The 17,612-nt window shown below is 55.0% G+C and carries 16 protein-coding genes; 10 read left to right on the forward strand and 6 right to left on the reverse strand.

The features are described 5' to 3' along the window. Nucleotides 1–22 precede the first annotated feature (22 nt). Nucleotides 23–1,525: an AI-2E family transporter gene (locus ACP8MI_RS04040; RefSeq protein ID WP_239212046.1), complete on the reverse strand. Its 1,503-nt coding sequence runs from the start codon at nucleotides 1,523–1,525 to the stop codon at nucleotides 23–25. Between the two features lie 86 nt (nucleotides 1,526–1,611). On the opposite strand from ACP8MI_RS04040, the gene ychF reads away from it, so the two are divergent. The 3 genes from ychF to ACP8MI_RS04055 are packed head-to-tail and all read left to right on the forward strand — an operon-like array spanning nucleotide 1,612 to nucleotide 4,203. Then, nucleotides 1,612–2,697, forward strand: a complete 1,086-nt coding sequence (gene ychF / locus ACP8MI_RS04045; RefSeq protein WP_026167767.1) for a redox-regulated ATPase YchF — start codon at nucleotides 1,612–1,614, stop codon at nucleotides 2,695–2,697. Nucleotides 2,698–2,702: 5 nt separating this feature from the next. Continuing rightward, nucleotides 2,703–3,395, forward strand: a complete 693-nt coding sequence (locus ACP8MI_RS04050) for a queuosine precursor transporter (protein WP_018119943.1) — start codon at nucleotides 2,703–2,705, stop codon at nucleotides 3,393–3,395. Between the two features lie 43 nt (nucleotides 3,396–3,438). Next, a complete protein-coding gene (locus tag ACP8MI_RS04055; RefSeq protein WP_018119944.1) occupies nucleotides 3,439–4,203 on the forward strand; it encodes a PIG-L deacetylase family protein in 765 nt (254 codons plus the stop codon). Here the strand turns inward: ACP8MI_RS04055 and ACP8MI_RS04060 are convergent. Further along, nucleotides 4,184–4,930, reverse strand: a complete 747-nt coding sequence (locus tag ACP8MI_RS04060; protein WP_155860915.1) for a hypothetical protein — start codon at nucleotides 4,928–4,930, stop codon at nucleotides 4,184–4,186. The genes ACP8MI_RS04055 and ACP8MI_RS04060 overlap by 20 nt on opposite strands. 139 nt (nucleotides 4,931–5,069) lie before the next feature. On the opposite strand from ACP8MI_RS04060, the gene zupT reads away from it, so the two are divergent. Then, nucleotides 5,070–5,837 (forward strand): zinc transporter ZupT, encoded by a 768-nt coding sequence (gene zupT, locus ACP8MI_RS04065; RefSeq protein WP_018119946.1) that lies wholly within the window; start codon nucleotides 5,070–5,072, stop codon nucleotides 5,835–5,837. A gap of 11 nt (nucleotides 5,838–5,848) precedes the next feature. On the opposite strand, the gene ACP8MI_RS04070 is transcribed toward zupT, so the two are convergent. Together ACP8MI_RS04070 and ACP8MI_RS04075 are read right to left on the reverse strand one after the other, a co-directional pair. Then, on the reverse strand, nucleotides 5,849–6,475 hold the full coding sequence (locus tag ACP8MI_RS04070; protein WP_249606449.1) for a ribonuclease FAU-1 family protein: 627 nt from the start codon (nucleotides 6,473–6,475) through the stop codon (nucleotides 5,849–5,851). A gap of 14 nt (nucleotides 6,476–6,489) precedes the next feature. Further along, nucleotides 6,490–7,236: an Rv1157c family protein gene (locus ACP8MI_RS04075; RefSeq protein WP_049148194.1), complete on the reverse strand. Its 747-nt coding sequence runs from the start codon at nucleotides 7,234–7,236 to the stop codon at nucleotides 6,490–6,492. Between the two features lie 372 nt (nucleotides 7,237–7,608). Here ACP8MI_RS04075 and typA point away from each other — a divergent pair, with 372 nt between their 5' ends. The 6 genes from typA to ACP8MI_RS04105 all read left to right on the forward strand — a co-directional run bounded on the left by typA (nucleotide 7,609) and on the right by ACP8MI_RS04105 (nucleotide 14,989). After that, nucleotides 7,609–9,513: a translational GTPase TypA gene (gene typA, locus ACP8MI_RS04080; RefSeq protein ID WP_018119949.1), complete on the forward strand. Its 1,905-nt coding sequence runs from the start codon at nucleotides 7,609–7,611 to the stop codon at nucleotides 9,511–9,513. A gap of 72 nt (nucleotides 9,514–9,585) precedes the next feature. Next, nucleotides 9,586–11,520 carry an ABC transporter substrate-binding protein gene (locus tag ACP8MI_RS04085; protein WP_425654447.1) on the forward strand — a complete coding sequence of 645 codons (1,935 nt, stop codon included), beginning with the start codon at nucleotides 9,586–9,588 and terminating at the stop codon, nucleotides 11,518–11,520. A 96-nt stretch (nucleotides 11,521–11,616) separates the two neighbouring features. Then, nucleotides 11,617–12,468, forward strand: coding sequence for a PIG-L family deacetylase (locus tag ACP8MI_RS04090; protein ID WP_018119951.1), 852 nt, complete (start codon nucleotides 11,617–11,619; stop codon nucleotides 12,466–12,468). Nucleotides 12,469–12,865: 397 nt separating this feature from the next. Next, nucleotides 12,866–13,198: a ferredoxin gene (fdxA, locus tag ACP8MI_RS04095; protein WP_018119953.1), complete on the forward strand. Its 333-nt coding sequence runs from the start codon at nucleotides 12,866–12,868 to the stop codon at nucleotides 13,196–13,198. 80 nt (nucleotides 13,199–13,278) lie between these two features. Further along, nucleotides 13,279–14,373 carry a succinyldiaminopimelate transaminase gene (dapC, locus tag ACP8MI_RS04100; RefSeq protein ID WP_490290714.1) on the forward strand — a complete coding sequence of 365 codons (1,095 nt, stop codon included), beginning with the start codon at nucleotides 13,279–13,281 and terminating at the stop codon, nucleotides 14,371–14,373. Nucleotides 14,374–14,485: 112 nt separating this feature from the next. Then, nucleotides 14,486–14,989, forward strand: coding sequence for a GtrA family protein (locus ACP8MI_RS04105; protein WP_049148251.1), 504 nt, complete (start codon nucleotides 14,486–14,488; stop codon nucleotides 14,987–14,989). A 21-nt stretch (nucleotides 14,990–15,010) separates the two neighbouring features. Here ACP8MI_RS04105 and dapD read toward each other — a convergent pair whose 3' ends face one another. Next, nucleotides 15,011–15,982 carry a 2,3,4,5-tetrahydropyridine-2,6-dicarboxylate N-succinyltransferase gene (gene dapD, locus ACP8MI_RS04110; RefSeq protein WP_018119956.1) on the reverse strand — a complete coding sequence of 324 codons (972 nt, stop codon included), beginning with the start codon at nucleotides 15,980–15,982 and terminating at the stop codon, nucleotides 15,011–15,013. A gap of 151 nt (nucleotides 15,983–16,133) precedes the next feature. Continuing rightward, nucleotides 16,134–17,540, reverse strand: coding sequence for an amino acid permease (locus ACP8MI_RS04115; RefSeq protein ID WP_018119957.1), 1,407 nt, complete (start codon nucleotides 17,538–17,540; stop codon nucleotides 16,134–16,136). Nucleotides 17,541–17,612 lie beyond the last annotated feature (72 nt).

Below are 17,612 nucleotides of genomic sequence, written 5' to 3' on the forward strand. Positions count from 1 at the left end.
TACTCGAAGATCTTCGTGTTGCTTAGGTTTTCTCGCTGCTGTCGCGGTCGGTTGGTCTGGATTGCGACAGCTTCGACCACCAACGTTCCAAACGTTCGGTGGCAAGACGGTGTTCGTGGCGTTCTGCATTGTTGTTTTGTGGACGTGCATCCAGATCGATGCGTTTTTCTAAGTGATCTTCGAGATCGTCGTCTAGATGGATTGTGGCTTCTTTAGTGTATTTGGCGGCATCCTCGTGGGCGTGGGCCTGCGAGCTGCCATCTTGGCGCCAAGTACGACGCAGGCTGCGGCCATTATCTTCGGTAAACTTCGCAGCGAGCTCACCTGCGATGGTGACCGAAGTGATATCGCGGGCGCGGCGTTCTCCAGAATCCAATGTCAGCAGATCCTGAATATAGCGGTAGCAGACCGCGACCATCGCGGCGACTGGTACGGCCAAAAACGCACCGATGAGACCAAACAGGGCGGCGCCTGTGATCACAGAGATTAAAACGACGACTGGGTGCAGGTTCATCGCGCGTGCCTGGAACCACGGCGATAGGATATTGCTTTCGATTTGTTGGACAGCGACGACGACGATCAACACGATAATTGCCTCGGTGAAACCGAGACTCACCAGCGCGATCAGCGTCGACAAGGCGCCTGCGGTGATAGCACCGGCGAAGGGGATGAATCCCGCCATGAAGGTGATGATCGCAAGAGCTAAAGCCAAAGGCACGCCGATGATGACTAAGCCGAGGCCGATGAACACCGCGTCGATCAGCGATACCAACGCTTGTGCGCGGATGAATCCGCCGAGGGTGAGCCATGCGCGGGTGAACAGCTCGGTCAAGTGCCAGCCGGTACGACGTCCAGTGGCGCGGCGTAGCCAAGGCAGGAATTTATGTCCGTCTTTGAGAAAGAAAAACGTTAAGACCAAGACCACGAAAATAGTGATAACCACCGATGTTGCGGTCTCTATACCAGCGAATACACCGCCGACAATGGTGTCGGCCTGTTCCTGTAACCAAGTGAATATTTCTTCAATGACGTTGGATAGGTCTTCACTATTGAGATGCAGCGGCGGACCTTGTAGCCAGACCTGCACGCGTTGGATGCCTTCAACCGTCTGTAAGTAAAGCCCCTGGGATTGACGCACAAAATCCGGCGCAATATAAAAAATGGTGCCGCTGACCAGACCGACGAATCCACCCAACGTCACTAATGCCGCGAGTGCACTGGGAAAACCCGCTTTGCGCAAACGGCTTGAGATGGGAGCCAAAACCGTGCAGATGATCAGCGCAAAAGTGATCGGAAGTACGCCTGCCCAGAAACGACCGAGAATGCGGCCCAAAAAGTAGACAAAAGCACCCAAGATAATAAGGCGCAGCGCCCAGGTGGCGGCCTGCTTGATGACGTGGCCGAGCACCACTGAACGATCGACTTGATCGCCTGGTGGGTGCGGTGTGATTTCCGACCACTCGATATCCTGCGGAGCAGACTCCGCTTCTACGGAATCGTTTGTTCGGTTTGGCTTCGTACTCACGTCTATTATCATGCCTTATTCACAGCAGCGAGGCGAGAAAGCCCAAAGGTCGAAGCTTGTGCAGCTAATAAGTTAGGATGAGCGCTGTGAGTCTTACTTTAGGAATCGTCGGATTGCCCAACGTCGGCAAGTCCACTTTGTTTAATGCCCTGACCCGTAGCGAAATTTTGGCAGCGAACTACCCGTTCGCCACCATCGAGCCCAACGTCGGCCAGGTGGAATTGCCGGATCCGCGATTGCGCCGTTTAGCAGAAATCTTTTCCTCAGAACGTATCCTGCCAGCCATCGTGTCCTTCGTTGATATTGCTGGCATTGTGAAAGGTGCCTCGGAAGGCGAAGGCATGGGCAATGCTTTCTTGTCGAATATCCGCGAGGCTGATGCGATCTGCCAGGTGGTCCGCGCCTTTGCCGACGACAACGTGATCCACGTGGATGGCAAGGTGGATCCCACCAGCGATATTTCGATCATCAACACTGAGCTGATTCTAGCGGACCTGCAGACACTGGAAAAAGCGCTGCCACGGCTGGAAAAGGACGCGAAAAAGAATAAAGATTTAGGCGAGGTTGTCGAAGCAGCGAAAGCAGCTCGCGCAATTCTGGAAGATGATCGCACCCTGTATGCAGCGGCCAAAAACGGTGAAATTGAACTAGCTCCACTGCGTGAGCTGCACCTGATGACCACCAAGCCGTTTTTGTACGTCTTTAACTCCGATGAGGGAGTACTGACCGACGAGGCGAAGCGCGCGGAATTGGCGGAACTGGTTGCACCAGCAGACTGTGTGTTCTTGGACGCGAAAACCGAAACCGAGCTGTTGGAGCTGGAAGAAGACGAAGCCGCTGAGCTTTTGGAATCTGTCGGACAAAATGAACCAGGACTGAATACGCTGGCTCGTGCCGGCTTCGAAACCTTGGGATTGCAGACCTACCTGACGGCAGGGCCGAAAGAAGCCCGTGCCTGGACCATCAAAAAAGGCGCTACCGCACCACAGGCAGCTGGCGTGATCCACTCCGATTTCGAAAAAACTTTCATTAAAGGCGAGATCGTGTCGTTTTCTGACTTGGATGAAGCTGGCTCGATGGTTGCTGCCCGCAACGCAGGTAAGGTGCGTTTGGAAGGCAAGGACTACATTATGCAGGACGGCGACGTGTGTGACTGGAAGACCGGCGCGTAACCGCAATGGCTACTAATTCCGCAGAACCGCTGATTGATCAAGCAGATAAGAAGTCCACAGCGAGGTATATCCCAGTCCGTGCTGGGTTATACCCGATTTTCGTAGCGGCTTTTGTTGTGGTGTTCGTAATTTCGAATATCACGGCCAGTAAAGGCGTCACCATCGGCCCGTTGGTGACTGATGGTGCGTTTTTCTTGTTCCCGATCGCCTATGTCATTGGTGACGTGTTGGCAGAATGCTATGGCTTTAAAGCCACTCGCGTTGCGATCTGGACAGGTTTTACCTCCGCACTGGGCGCGGTCATCGCGTTTTATATTGCTATTTGGTTACCCGCGGCGGATTTTTACGAAAACCAAGAAGCGTTTTCTACGGTGCTGGGGCTGGTGCCACAGATCGTCGCAGCGTCGTTGGCTGGATATGCCGTTGGCCAGTTGCTGAATGCCTGGGTGTTGACGAAGATGAAAAATCGTGACGCCTCGGCACCGTTGTGGCAGCGGCTGATGGGCTCTACCGTGGTTGGCGAATTCGGCGACACCCTCGTGTTTTGCCTGATCGCTGCTACCGCGATCGGCATTAGTACGCTGCCTGATCTCATCAATTACGTCGTTGTGGGGTTCGTGTGGAAGACCGCGATGGAAGCGATCTTATTGCCCGTGACCTACAGCGTGGTTGGTTGGGTGAAAAAGCGCGAACTGTAGTAGCTGAGGTCGGTGCCAGCAATCGGGCGGCATAATGGGGTGCATGAGCACAAAACGCAATCACAATCATTCGCATACCCGCCAACACGGCGGCAACAGTGGCACCGCACTTGCACCGCTGGAGCTCACTGACATCACAAAGGTGCTGGTGGTCGTTGCACACCCGGATGATCCGGAATACGGTCTCTCGGCGGCATCGCATGCTTGGATCCAGCAAGAAGGCATCGAGGTCGGTTATTTGCTACTGACTTCTGGCGAGGCAGGTATTGCTTCGATGGCCCCAGAAGAGTGCGGCCCATTGCGTGCCGATGAACAGCGGCATGCGTGCCAGGCAGTGGGGGTGGATTCGTTGGAGATTTTAGACTTCCCGGATGGCCACTTGGTTTATAACCTCGAACTACGACAGGCCATCGCACGCAAGATTCGCCAGTTCCAACCTGATGCCATCGTGACGCTGCCCATGGGGATGGAATTGCCGGGTGGGCTAAACCAAGCTGATCACCGAGTAGTAGGGCTTGCTGCCCTGGACGCCACGCGAGATGCTGCAAACCCGTGGGTATTTCGGGATATGGACGAACCAGCGTGGTCAGCTCAGCAATTCTGGATCGTCAGCGATATAGACTCCGACCACATTTATTACGTCAGTGATGACGACGAACAGGCAGCGATTTCCTCGCTGGCCTGCCACGAACGCTACCTAGCTGAGCTGGAAGATCACCCGGCGGCGAATGATTTCATTCCCACGGTATTGCGTGGAAAGGACCGTAGTGGTCCGCCGCACGTGAAGTTTAAAGTTTATCGTCTGTAGGTGCTTCATGAAGCGGAGTTTCCGGAAGCACCGGTTGGTGAATAACGCGGTTACCGTGCGGTAACGGTTGAACGATCGCCGCGGCCGGGTAAATATCTAATGGCTGTGCTAAAGCCGGTATTTCCACGAAGCGTGGCGTACCGGTAGGTAGTGCCACCACCATCTGCCCGTCTGCACAATATGTCCGTACGTTGATTGGGGACTCAACTGGCTCTGGCAGCGCAAGCGTGCCTAATTTATTGCCATCGAGAAACACGCTGGTCCCTGCAACAACCGCATACATATGCGAGGTGCCGTAATTACGCATGTCATATCCCGACTGCACCGGGAAATACCGTGATCCCACAACGACTGGGCCTTCGGGGTTGTTCACCGCTACGATCCACGGAGCGATGGGTGCGAGGATTTCGACCCGGATCCGGCCGGTGCTGAGACTGATTCGTGCAGTCGCCGAAATTTTCACCGTGCGTAGCGGCCGCAGGGCGTCGACGTCGGCAAGCAGGGCAATAACGCCCGTGGCTGCATGGACGCGCCAAGCTCCGTGGAAGGTCATAGTGACGGGAAGTTCTATTTCGACTGGCTGCCCGCCAGTTTCACGTGCATGTCGGCCTTGCGGCTGGTCTACCTGCACCATGGGCAGGCTGAGTACGGCTGCACTGAATGCGCGCTCGGCCACGATCGGGTCGCTGATGTGGACGGCGCTAGCTGGCAGCGGAAAATTCTGCACTTGAATCACCCTGACTGTCGCGCAATGTGCACGGCACGTTTAACATGCTTGGTAATAGATCTTCGCCAATGACGATCTGCAATACCACTCTGCAATACAACACCGCTTAGTTTAATCAGTCACCGACTTTCGGGAAACGATGTACGACACTTCCACGATCTTATTCGCGTTCGCACTCACACTTGCCGCCGGGCTTTCCACCGGAATCGGCGGCGCGATTGCAATTGCCAAAAGACGCCCCGGTCCAGCGTTTATGGCCGCCTCATTAGGGTTATCTGCTGGTGTCATGCTCTACGTGTCGTTCGTCGAAATCTTACCGAAGGCCATGGAATCTATTGGTGGTTGGGCGGTCGCGGGATTTTTTGCCGGAATTCTCATGATTCTCATCATCGATCGGTTGGTTCCCGAAGACGTGAACCCGCATGAGCCGTTACAGCTGCAAAATGACCCGAGAGCTCGATTTCTTAAGACCGGGGTGTTTACTGCCGCAGCGATTGCCATTCATAACTTCCCGGAAGGCTTGGCGACGTTCATCGCTGGCCTGGAAGAGCCTGGTATCGCTGTCGGTGTGGCGGTAGCGATTGCTATTCACAACATCCCGGAAGGCATTGCGGTTGCGATCCCGTTGCGCGAAGCGCTGGGTTCTAGGTGGAAAGCGTGGGCGGCAGCAACCTTGTCGGGCTTAGCAGAACCACTCGGTGCCGTCGTGGGGTTTGCTCTATTAATGCCGATCATGGGGCCTGCGGCGTTGGGAGTTGTGTTCTCCGCGGTCGCCGGGGTCATGGTGTTTATCAGTTTGGATAAACTCTTGCCGACGGCTGAGGTGACTGGGCGACACCATGCCGCCGTATACGGGCTCATAGCGGGCATGGCGATCATGGCGGTGTCATTGTTACTCGGCGCCTAGCTGCTGGGAGCCTAGTTTTGTAGTGGTGGGGTGAGCTCAATAGTTGCCGGATCCGCCCAGGAAATAGGGATGTTCAAAGAATCCAGCCAGGCGAGGACATTATCATCGTGGCGAGTAATGCCTTCTACCGCGCGTAGCGTGGCCTCGATGGCGTGTTCGGCATCCTCGGCACTGATGAGGCCTTCGGCGGTGGCCTCTGCGAGTTCGTCAATATCGAGTACGTCGACTTGCTTCCCAGTTAATGAGACGATGTCAACGTATAAATCCCGGGTGTGCCAAGCACGCGTTGTTTCGGCGGATAGTGATCGCGGGATGGTGGAGGTAACTGCGTCTAGGTTGCTGATATCGGCATTGTTGATATCGGCATTGTTGATATCGACCCTGCTAATATCAACAATGTCAATGTAATAGTCTTGCGGCCTTTCATAACCTGGGCGGTAGTGAAAAATGCTCACACGCAGGGAAAGATCTGGCAGTAGCCACGATTCCAAATAACCGAATTGTGGATGATCAGCGCCCCGGGCCATGTACAAACCGAATTGTGTTTCATGGTAAGTATCGACCACGCGGTGGAAGCCTTTTGGGTCGATGTTGATGCCGCATTCGGTGGCGAAAGTTTCTTGTTTAACTGGGTGCATGATCTCAACGAAGTTTAACTGGTGATGATGGCTGCGGTGGGGAAATAGTTGCACTTACTGTGTTCTGTGTGCACGCTGCCTTCCAGCAGGGCCACGATGGTTCCGCGACCAGTATCGGCGACGCCAGAAATGGTGGCTGGGCCTTCGGGATTGATGCCGTGATTGCCCAAGGCGGCAGTACCGTATTTGCCGTTGCTCAGGTTGAACCAATGCGCCCGCATATCTTGGCTGTGGGCAGCTGGGGCGGTTCCTAGTGCCGTGAATAGGAAGGCGGTTTCGTGGGCGCGCGCGCCCGGAGCTGGAATTTCCGCTGGCCCCGGTACTGCTATTGCTGTGCCGACGCTGTTGTGTGTGCCGTTGATGCATGAGCCTGCTACCGTTGGCCAGCCAAACTGTGTGAAACTCGGGCCTTGTTGTGGCAGGTCTGGCCCACCAGTTTCACCGGCGCCGGTGGCGAAATCGAGTGCCTGCAAGATTGCATCCCGTGCTTGGGGTGGAATCCACGGTTGGTGGGCGAAATCACGGATTTGTGCGGCTGTTTTCGGAGTAGGACGCCCCAAATGGTCAACCGGAGAGAAGCGCTCGAAAAAGTCATTGAGCTGGCTGCTGTGGAGGTCATTGAGCTGATGCTCAATTGTGGGCGTCGACGGCAGGCTGGAAGGCATCGGCGCTGCCTGAGCCTGCAGGGTCGATGCTGCGATGAGGGCGCAGCCAGCGGTAATGCTAGCCATAATGGTGCGTGGGCGAATGGCTGCGGCCATGTGATCCTCCGTGTACCGGGTTTGGGGATAAAGTCTGCCTGCGGTCAAAGCCTGAGTGTAACGGCTGTGCAGGTATTTCTTTGCCTCTGGTGAGATTTACTTAGTATTTATTATTGTCACTCTAATAACAAACGCAACATCTGTCACAATTTTTATAAGGTTAGTGGCCCACAGTACTTAACGCAATGGTTAATTCTCGGGGTGTTTGCTGGGCTATTTGTCAGGTTGTTTGCCGCATTGGGGATTGTGCTGTTGTCGATTTACGGGGTTGGGGTTGGAACTCGCGGGGGATGGGGCGATCAAGAAAGATGCATGTCGGCTGCAAGGCGAGTATCGTTGAAGCGTTAAAACCCACAATCTTTCAGGAGTACTGTGAACACTGAGTTCCGCAACGTCGCAATCGTCGCACACGTCGACCATGGCAAAACCACGCTCGTCAACGGAATGCTCGAACAATCCGGTGCGTTCGGTGAACATGGCGAAGTCAATGATCGCGTCATGGACTCGAATGACCAGGAAAAAGAGCGTGGCATTACGATCCTCGCGAAAAACACTGCGGTCCGTCGTAAGGGGCTGGGTAAAGACGGCGCCGACCTTATTATTAACGTCATCGACACCCCGGGCCACGCTGACTTCGGTGGTGAGGTCGAGCGCGGAATCTCGATGGTTGACGGCGTAGTGCTGCTTGTCGACGCCGCCGAAGGTCCACTGCCACAAACTCGATTCGTTCTCACCAAGGCTTTGGAAGCAAAGCTGCCGGTGATCATCGCCGTCAACAAAACGGACCGTCCAGATGCCCGCATCGACGACGTCGTGCAAGAATCCCAAGACCTACTCTTGGAAATCGCAGCTGGCCTCGAAGACGAAGAAGCTGCCGCGGCAGCCGAAGAACTGCTGGATCTGCCTGTCCTGTACGCCTCTGGCCGCGAAGGCAAAGCCTCGACGGAGAACCCGGGCGATGGCAATGTGCCAGATTCTGAGGATCTGCAGCCATTGTTCGATGTTATCTACGACGTTTTGCCGGAACCATCCGCCACCGTTGATGCTCCACTGCAAGCGCACGTCACTAACTTGGACTCCTCGGACTTTTTGGGACGTCTCGCGCTACTGCGTGTATACGCCGGTAAGATCACCAAAGGCCAGCAGGTTGCGTGGATTCATTACGACGAAGACGGCAATGAAAAGACCACTACTGTCAAGGTCGCAGAGTTGCTGCGTACCGTAGGTTTCGACCGCCAGCCGGCGCAAGAAGCAATCGCTGGTGATATCGTCGCTATCTCTGGTATCCCGGAAATTATGATCGGCGATACCGTCGCTGATCCAGAATCTCCGAAGGCACTGCCACGCATCGCTGTCGATGAGCCAGCAATTTCTATGACCATCGGCGTGAATACCTCGCCATTGGCTGGCCGCGGCGGTGGCGACAAGATGACCGCCCGCTTGCTGAAAAACCGCCTGGACCAAGAACTGATCGGTAACGTTTCGCTGCGCGTGCTGCCCACCGAAAAGCCAGATGCTTGGGAGGTGCAGGGACGCGGCGAAATGGCGTTGTCTGTCTTGATTGAATCCATGCGCAGGGAAGGCTTCGAACTGACCGTCGGCAAGCCGGAAGTTGTCACGCAAACCATTGATGGTCAGGTGCACGAGCCTTACGAGATCATCACTATTGATGTCCCGAGCGAATTCCAGGGTGCTGTGACCCAGCTGTTGGCTGGTCGAAAAGGCCAGATGCAATCCATGGACATCAAAGAAGGCGACTGGGTCCGCATGATCTTCCGCATTCCGGCCCGTGGTTTGATTGGTTTCCGCACGCAATTTATGACAGAAACCCGCGGTACCGGTATCGCGAACTCCATGTCCGATGGCATGGACGTGTGGGCCGGACAGATCAAGTCTCGCGCCACCGGTTCGCTCGTTGCGGACCGTTCCGGCAAGATCACCCAGTTTGCGCTGATGTCGCTGGCTGACCGCGGCAACTTCTTTGTGGAACCAGGCGCAGAAGCCTACGAAGGCATGGTTGTTGGTGCCAATAACCGTGATGAAGACATGGATATCAACATCACGAAGGAAAAGAAGCTGACCAATATGCGTGCAGCTTCTGCGGATACCACCGTCACCCTGGCAAAAGCCAAGACTCTGTCGCTGGAAGAAGCACTGGAATTCTGTGGCAACGACGAATGCGTCGAAGTTGCGCCAGAGGTACTGCGCGTGCGCAAGGTAGAGCTTAACGCTGCTGAGCGTCGTCGCGCTGCATCTCGTGCGAAAAACCAGAAATAGGCAGACAGCCACGCAAGCCAGATAGCCCAGAACTCTTGGCACTTAAGTGAGCTAAGAAGAATACTTACAGCCATGATGCGCAGACACGAAACAGCCGCATTGCCTGCGGAAGACACAGATGCTGGTTCGGGAAAGACCCGGCGTCGTCGAATGTTTCCTGGTGCCATCGTGGCTGTTGCTGGTTTGTTGACCGCATGTGTGGCTAATCCTGGCCCACCACCAATTGAGACCGGGCAAGAGGCTGAATCCAGCGCTGCTGATGTTGCTCGCGGAGACACCCCATCGGCGTCAGAAGCCGGAGCAGGGCAGTCTCGTCCAGGTGAATCCGACGCGGAAGAGCGCGAGCATCGCCGAAATCCAGCGGAAAAGTCCCAGGTTGGTGTCGGCATCGACCCGATCCATTTTGGTTTGAACCCGCACCTGAAAGCTAACCAACAAGCCGTCGTCGACGATATCGCCGCGCTTGTGTTGCCGTCGGCGTTTGTCAACGGTGAAATCACGGAGCTGTTAGATTCCGCAGAAGAAGTTCCAGTGCGTGAACACCACACCAGAAGCGACGAGCACCAGGCCGAATCTGAGTCGTCGGGAGGCACATCCACGCAACAGGTGGATCCGGCGGACCAGCCCGTCGTCCAGAAGGTACGCTATGAAATCTCACCCCAGGCACAGTGGTCCGATGGCACCCCAATCACGGGTGAAGACTTTATTTATTTGTGGCAGCAGATGACGTCCACGCCGGGGGTGGTCGGTGCTGCTGGCTATTTCGCGATTTCGAACATCACGACTACCGCCGGTGGCAAAATTGTCGATGTGGAGTTCTCGCAACGTGTCAATGACTGGCGCGAATTATTCCACTATTTATTACCTGCGCATTTGATGAATGCGCCGTTTTCGGCAGCTCGGGAAATCCCTGCTAGCGCAGGCCGTTATCACATTGACGGCGTTGATTGGGCTCGCGGAAAGGTAACCTTGCACCGCAATGATCGTTTCTGGGGTGCTGATCCTGCTCGGATCGACGTGCTGGAATTGACCGAGATTCGCAATCCAGCGCAAGGACTTAATCTCATGCGTTCCGGGCAGATTGCATTCGCTGATCTCACGCCCGGAGAAACGACATTTTTATCGTATAGTGCTCTACCAGGTACCCAGGTGTTCCGTTTGAATACTTCGCGACAGCTGCAGGTGGAGCTACTGAGCCAATCCCCAATTTTCCGGGACCACGACATGCGTGCAGAGTTTGCGCGTGCGCTCGATATTTCTTCGCTCGCGGTGCAGGCGACTGGTCGGCGTACTGACCTTCGGGTTCCTGGACACTCGGACGATGCCGCCAAGACGGTTGGTAGCGATGGGGGCGCAGTAGGCGATGGCACGATGGGGCCCGGGGAAGTGGCTGAGCAGCACGTAAGCCTTTTGCGGCAACAGACGAGCAACCGGCGCCCGCTTCGGATTGCAGCAGATCCGGCCGATACCGTGGCCAATGCCGCCGCGAGCGTTCTCGTGGATCGGATGGTAGCAGCCGGTGTAGCCGCGGAAGTGGTGGCCGATGATTTTGTCTCAATCAGCGAAGAATTGGCACCAGATGGTGCTGTCGATGCGGTAATTAGCTGGAACGATACAAGCACGACGTCATTGAACATTGCCGATGAGTTGCTCTGTCGTGCACCAGCGACCAACACTGCATATGCTGATTGGTTACCGCAGTGTGCACCCGAGGTTGAAAACGCGTGGGCAGACGTGCTTAGTGGGGCAGTAGATAATGATCGAGCGAGCCAATTGGTTTCGACGTTGGAATCGGATCATATCCTGCACATCCCGGTGCTCGATGAGCGACGAATTCGGATTCTCGGCAGCGGTATGGTGGGGCCGGAACCAGAATTAGGCGACTGGCCTGCCGGGTTAAAATTGGCCCCATATTGGGATTTGGCAGGTCCAGCAGATCCAACGGGTTCCGCTGATAAGCGGGCTGCAGCTCCACTGACCGCGGAACCGGATATCCCAGAACCTTAACTAATAACCGCATGCTGCTGATACGTTGAACTGATTTATAAACCCATGACACCCCGTGCATCGGCATGAGACAGAAATGTAGCTGGAGGTAGAGCAATGAAGGTGTTGGCGGTACACGCGCACCCGGATGATGAAGCAATATGGACAGGCGGCGCCTTGGCACGTTTCGCTCGGCAAGGTGCTCAGGTCACCGTTTTGACGTGTACGAATGGTGAAGAAGGCGAGATTATTGGGCGAGCGGAAATCGTGGAGGATTTAGCCGAGTTTCGTCTGCATGAATTATCCGACGCCCTCGATATCTTGCGAGTACGTGGCCAAAGAATAAATCTTCGTGATTCGGGTATGGCAGGGTCGGAGTCTGCTAAACATCCACGGGCATTGGTCAATAACGTCGATAGTGCAGCCACTGCCGTCGAGAAGTTCTTGCGGGCAGAACAACCCGATCTGGTAATTACCTACGGTCCTGACGGAGGATATGGGCATCCGGATCACATTGCTGCGCATGATGCCACACATGAGGCGTTATCCCGGGTGCATGCCGACGGCATCGACCCCGAAGTCTGGTGGACAGTTTTGTACCGCGACGGGGTTGTGGAAGGCCAGAAACGATTCGCTTTGCCAGCAGGCTGGCAGTGGCCCAGCCAGGAATATTTATTCAATGGCACTGACGAGATTACCGATGTGGGTTTGGAACTATCTGAGGCGGAAGTTACAGCAAAACGCGAGGCCATGGCTGCCCACGCCACGCAAGTGTGGCTTGCCGACGGCCGGGCCTCGGAAGTTAATCCAGAGACCGTGACGACCACCCACGATGACGCGCTCGCTGGGGTTTATGCCCTGTCAAACTTGTATGCCTACCCGATAACTCGCACCGAGCATTATCAGCTACCGTTTGGTCCTGGGCCGATTGCGCGTGCACAGGAGCAGCATCGGTGGGTAAACGAGTAATACGCACCGAATTCAGTCGCGGAGAGGTTGTCGGAGCCCTCGTCTGGCTGAGCATTTTCGCTGCAGTCGGTGCAGTTTTTTGTCTGCAGTATTTGCCCGCTACCATCGAACTCAAGGTTACGAGCCTGCCGTGGACTATCCCATTAGCCTTCGGCTGGTGCCTGGTTTTGGTGAAAACCGCCACGTTGTGGTCGTCGAACTACCTTGTTCAGCTACTTCCCACGGTAATCTGGATGGGTGTGGTTTGGCTGATGTTGCCCACGTCAGCTGCGGTTGCGTACGTGGTGGGTTTGGTGTGTGCCGTCCTGGCAGGAGCAGCTTGGCCGGTCATTGCTTACCACAAACACCAAAGAAGAAGCCGTCGTACCGAAACAGCACAAAGTATTCAGGAGAACCCATGACCTATATCATTGCCCAGCCGTGCGTCGACGTGATGGACCGCGGCTGTGTGGAAGAATGCCCGGTTGACTGCATCTATGAAGGCAAGCGCATGTTGTATATCCACCCGGATGAATGCGTCGACTGCGGTGCTTGTGAGCCAGCTTGCCCGGTAGAAGCAATTTTCTATGAAGACGATACCCCGGATGAGTGGGAAGAATACTACGATGCAAACGTTGGCTTCTTTGATGACCTTGGATCTCCGGGCGGAGCTGCGGGCTTAGGACCACAAGATTTCGACCATCCGATGATTACAAAACTGCCTCCGCAAAATCAGGACGTCGAGATTTAAATCTCCGGTGGCATCCAGGGGCGACGCCAGCTCGCCTGGGATAAAATCGGCTGTACACGACCGATTAAGGATAAGAAACGATGATGCGCACACCTTCGCTCCCAGATTTTCCGTGGGATAGCTTGGCCGATGCCAAGAAAACGGCAGAATCCCATGCCGACGGGATCGTGAACCTGTCTGTAGGTACACCGGTTGATCCGGTCGCTCCAGGCATTCAATTGGCATTGGCAGAATCTGGTGCAGCACCCGGGTACCCGCAAACAGCAGGCACCGAAAAACTCCGAGCATCCATTTCTGCTGCCTTGCAGCGGCGTTATAATATGCAGGCCGAATCCGTGCTGCCTGTCGTTGGTACGAAGGAAGCGATTGCCTGGTTGCCCACTTTGCTGGGAGCGAAGTCCGTTGTCATTCCAGAATTGGCATACCCAACGTATGAGGTTTCTGCGCGGTTGGCGGGTGCGAATGTGTTGCGCGCAGATTCGCTTACCCAAATTGGTCCAGCAAAACCAGATTTGTTGTATATCAACAGCCCGTCGAATCCGACAGGCAAAGTCTTGGGCATCGAGCACTTACGCAAAGTAGTGGGCTGGGCGCAGTCGCGTGGTGTCATCGTCGCCTCGGACGAGTGTTATCTGGGATTAGGTTGGCAAGGCGAAGACGAAGATCAACCCCTGTCTATTCTGGACCCACGGGTGTGTGATGGCGATACCACTAACTTGCTTGCTATCCACTCGCTGTCGAAAACGTCAAACCTGGCGTCGTACCGGGCTGGTTACCTGGCCGGCGACCCGGAAATCATTTCGGCGCTGCTGCAGGCACGCAAGCATGCAGGTCTCATTGTGCCTGGGCCCATTCAAGAGGCAATGGTGGCCGCTCTGGATAACGATGCTCACGAACTGGAGCAGAAACAGCGTTACGCGCGCCGTCGCGCACAACTATTAGGTGCGCTGCTGGACGCTGGTTTCCGGATTGATAATTCTGAGGCCGGCTTGTATTTGTGGGCGACCCGCGATGAACCATGCCGTGACACCGTTGATTGGTTTGCTCGACGCGGTATTCTTGTCGCGCCCGGAGAATTCTACGGCCCGAAGGGTAAAAACCATGTGCGCGTTTCGTTGACTGAAACCGATGAACGCATTGATGCAGCCGTAGCCCGGTTGCGCGCAGAGCAGTAGCTTTTTGCTGCTGTTTGTTTCTTGTTCGGTCGTCGAAAGGGACTGTGTGGTCGAATCTTCACCCAAGACGGTGCAGGCGCTTGCGCACTTCCGCCAATTTATCCAATTTGGGATGGTGGGCGGTTCTGGGGTCATCGTCAATCTCACCGTGGTGTATCTCTGCAAAAAATTTGCTGAGGCGGCCTTCGCGCTCAATGAACGCGAAATTTTTCTGCCCTTGTTAAACACGGATTTTAATATTCGTTGGTACAACGTGTTCACCATAGTGGCGTTTGTTGTTGCGAATATTTGGAACTACCAACTTAACCGTTCCTGGACATTCAGAGGTGTTTCCTCCGTCGGGTGGCTCCGTGGATTAGTACCATTTATGGTCACAGGGCTTGGCGCACTGGTTGTTTCGCAAATTGTTTTGGTATTGCTGATGAACCCCGAATCGCCCATGGCATTGCCAGAGCACATCTTTGATGATTCTACTGGGTTGCGTACAAAGTTTTATTGGGCGAGCGCCATGTCAATCCTGGTTTCGATGCCAGTGAATTTTGTGATCAATAAAGTCTGGACGTTTCGGAAAAGCCCAAAGGGGAGCCGAGTGGTCCTCGACTCCCCAGCAACTTAGCGTTGTACAACTAGTTTGTCACTAGTTGTTGTGCAAATCTTCGTTGAGTTGTACAGCAGAGGCTTTCCATTCCGTAGCCTCGACCGAGCCAGATACCGAATTCCGGCGGAATAGGATTCCGCTGGCGCCACTGAGTGTGCTGGCTTTGACCGTGGAACCATTCGAGACCCCGATGGCTTCTGCCACGGAACCGAAGACGGTTAATTTGGTACCGCCGGTGATGTAGAGTCCGGCTTCTACTACGCAGTCATCGCCCAGGGAGACGCCGATTCCAGCGTTAGCTCCCAGCAGGCAGCGTTTGCCCACGGAAATGACTTCTTTGCCGCCGCCCGACAAGGTGCCCATGATCGAAGCGCCGCCGCCGACATCCGAACCGTCATCGACGACCACGCCGGCCGAAATACGGCCTTCGACCATGCCGGAGCCCAAGGTTCCGGCATTAAAGTTGACGAAGCCTTCGTGCATCACGGTGGTGCCTTCTGCGAGATAGGCGCCTAGGCGTACGCGGTCTGCGTCGCCGATGCGCACACCTGATGGGACGACATAGTCCACCATTCGTGGGAATTTGTCGACGGAGTAGACGATTACTGGCCCGCGGCTGGCCAATCGGCCCCGCACCATTTGGAAATCATCCACTGCGCATGGTCCGTAGTTCGTCCAGACGACGTTGGCCAATAGGCCGAACAGGCCCTCGAGGTTTTGTTCATGTGGCTTGACCAGGCGGTGGGACAGAAGGTGGAGACGCAGATACGCATCGTAGGTGTCTTGTGGTGCCTGATCTAAGTCTGCGATCTCTGTGCGTACGGCGATCCGAGCGACTCCGCGCTCTTCGTCTGGGCCAACGAGATCAGCAAATTGCTGTGGAACCTCATCCAGTTTGTTTGTTGCGCTGGTGGAGACGGATTCTCCAAGTTTTGGCGCTGGATACCAGACGTCGAGAACCGTGCCATCGTGGGTAACAGTGGCAAGTCCGCGTGCCGATGCTGAAGTCATAGAAAAGCTGCAACCTATTCTTTATCGGGGACTGTCATCACGAGCCACACTTGTGAGTGAAGTTATAGTTGTGACTCGCCTTTGCTGACACGAGCATACCCGAAAAAGATACGCTAGTTTAGCGCCCTCGACGCTTATTTCTGGGCCACGATTATTGCTTGACGACGTTGGACAAACCTTTACGTTTGCGGTTTTGCCCGACGAATACTGCCGCAACCAGCAAAATGGCAACGAGTACAGCGACTGCTACCAACTGGCCGCGAGCTCCGGCGTCGGTGAGCATCAAGATGATGATTCCAGCCAGCGCTGCCAGTGAGATGTATCCATCCCAGGGGTAGAAGCCGGCTTTGAACTCATCGAGTTCGCCATTGCGTTTCATCACTGGGTGCAGCTTCAGGTACGACAAAATTGTGAGGATCCAAATGACCAGCAAGCATCCGCCAACGGCGTTGAACAGGAATGCTAACAGTCCTGGAGGATTCCACCATTGCAGTGCAACCGAACCGAAGGCAAAAATCACGGACAAAATAACTGCATTCTGCGGCGATGAGGCCTTGTTGGTATGGGAAAACACTGCCGGGGCGTTGCCATCTCGGCTCATATTGAACACCAGACGTGAGGTGGCATAAATCTGCGCATTAAACGCTGACAACAGCGCAATGACGATGATCAATTCCATGAATCCGGCTGCGCCGGGGATATTAGCCAGTGAGAGGATCTGGGTGAATGGTGACTCTGCAGCAACGTCTGCATCCTGGATGGAATCAAACGGCAGCAGCAGCGTGATCACCAGCACTGAGCCGATGTAGAAGAACAGAATTCGGAAAATAATCGCATTGACCGCAGTTTTCACGTTTTTCGCTGGGTCTTCCGACTCAGCAGCCGCGATGGTCACCAATTCGATACCACCGAATGCGAAGGCTACTGCCAATAAGCCAGCAGCGATTCCGGAAAGCCCATTCGGGGCGAAGTTCTCGACAAATTCACCGGGGTTTGCGCCGTCTGCACCCGGCCATAGACCGAAGATCATCAACAAGCCGATGCCGATGAATCCCACAATGACCACGATTTTGATGATGGCGAACCAGAATTCGAATTCGCCAAAGCCGCGGACATTAGCGAAGTTGACCAAAGCAAAAAATACGACGGTGATCAATGCCGGAATGACTGGAGCTATACCGAACCAACTGCCGATGATGGCGGAGGCACCAGTGATTTCTGCGCCCATGACCATGACGAGCATGAACCAGTAGATCCAACCGTTGGTGAATCGTGCCCAGTTGCCGAAGGCCATGCCAGAAAACGTCGAAAAGGAGCCGAGGGAGGGGCGAGCGGCGGCCATTTCACCCAACATGCGCATGATGAGGGTGACCAAGATTCCGGCCACGATATAAGACAATAAAACTGAAGTACCCGAGATTTGGATGCCTAGGCCGACTCCCAGGAATAATCCCGCACCCACGGCAGAGCCGAGTCCCATCATGGTCAGGTGTCGGGTTTTCATCAGGTTCCCACCCTGTTTTTGTGCCGGAGATGACCCGGCTTGCGGTTGCGTCATGATTAGCGCCTTTCTCGTCCTCGCAGAATATAAACACCCTAGCCCAGAACGTTTGCTGGATCACGTCTTGGG

Source organism: Corynebacterium sp. LaCa_70 (genome assembly GCF_058182015.1).

Bases quoted from the DNA above. Each gene is read 5' to 3' on its own strand.
- ACP8MI_RS04050 (WP_018119943.1), top strand. From the start codon at position 2,703: ATGGCTACTAATTCCGCAGAACCGCTGATTGATCAAGCAGATAAGAAG.
- ACP8MI_RS04055 (WP_018119944.1), top strand. From the start codon at position 3,439: ATGAGCACAAAACGCAATCACAATCATTCGCATACCCGCCAACACGGC.
- zupT (WP_018119946.1), top strand. From the start codon at position 5,070: ATGTACGACACTTCCACGATCTTATTCGCGTTCGCACTCACACTTGCC.
- ACP8MI_RS04070 (WP_249606449.1), bottom strand. From the start codon at position 6,475: ATGCACCCAGTTAAACAAGAAACTTTCGCCACCGAATGCGGCATCAAC.
- ACP8MI_RS04075 (WP_049148194.1), bottom strand. From the start codon at position 7,236: ATGGCCGCAGCCATTCGCCCACGCACCATTATGGCTAGCATTACCGCT.
- ACP8MI_RS04085 (WP_425654447.1), top strand. From the start codon at position 9,586: ATGATGCGCAGACACGAAACAGCCGCATTGCCTGCGGAAGACACAGAT.
- ACP8MI_RS04090 (WP_018119951.1), top strand. From the start codon at position 11,617: ATGAAGGTGTTGGCGGTACACGCGCACCCGGATGATGAAGCAATATGG.
- fdxA (WP_018119953.1), top strand. From the start codon at position 12,866: ATGACCTATATCATTGCCCAGCCGTGCGTCGACGTGATGGACCGCGGC.
- dapC (WP_490290714.1), top strand. From the start codon at position 13,279: ATGATGCGCACACCTTCGCTCCCAGATTTTCCGTGGGATAGCTTGGCC.
- ACP8MI_RS04105 (WP_049148251.1), top strand. From the start codon at position 14,486: ATGGTGGGCGGTTCTGGGGTCATCGTCAATCTCACCGTGGTGTATCTC.
- dapD (WP_018119956.1), bottom strand. From the start codon at position 15,982: ATGACTTCAGCATCGGCACGCGGACTTGCCACTGTTACCCACGATGGC.
- ACP8MI_RS04115 (WP_018119957.1), bottom strand. From the start codon at position 17,540: ATGACGCAACCGCAAGCCGGGTCATCTCCGGCACAAAAACAGGGTGGG.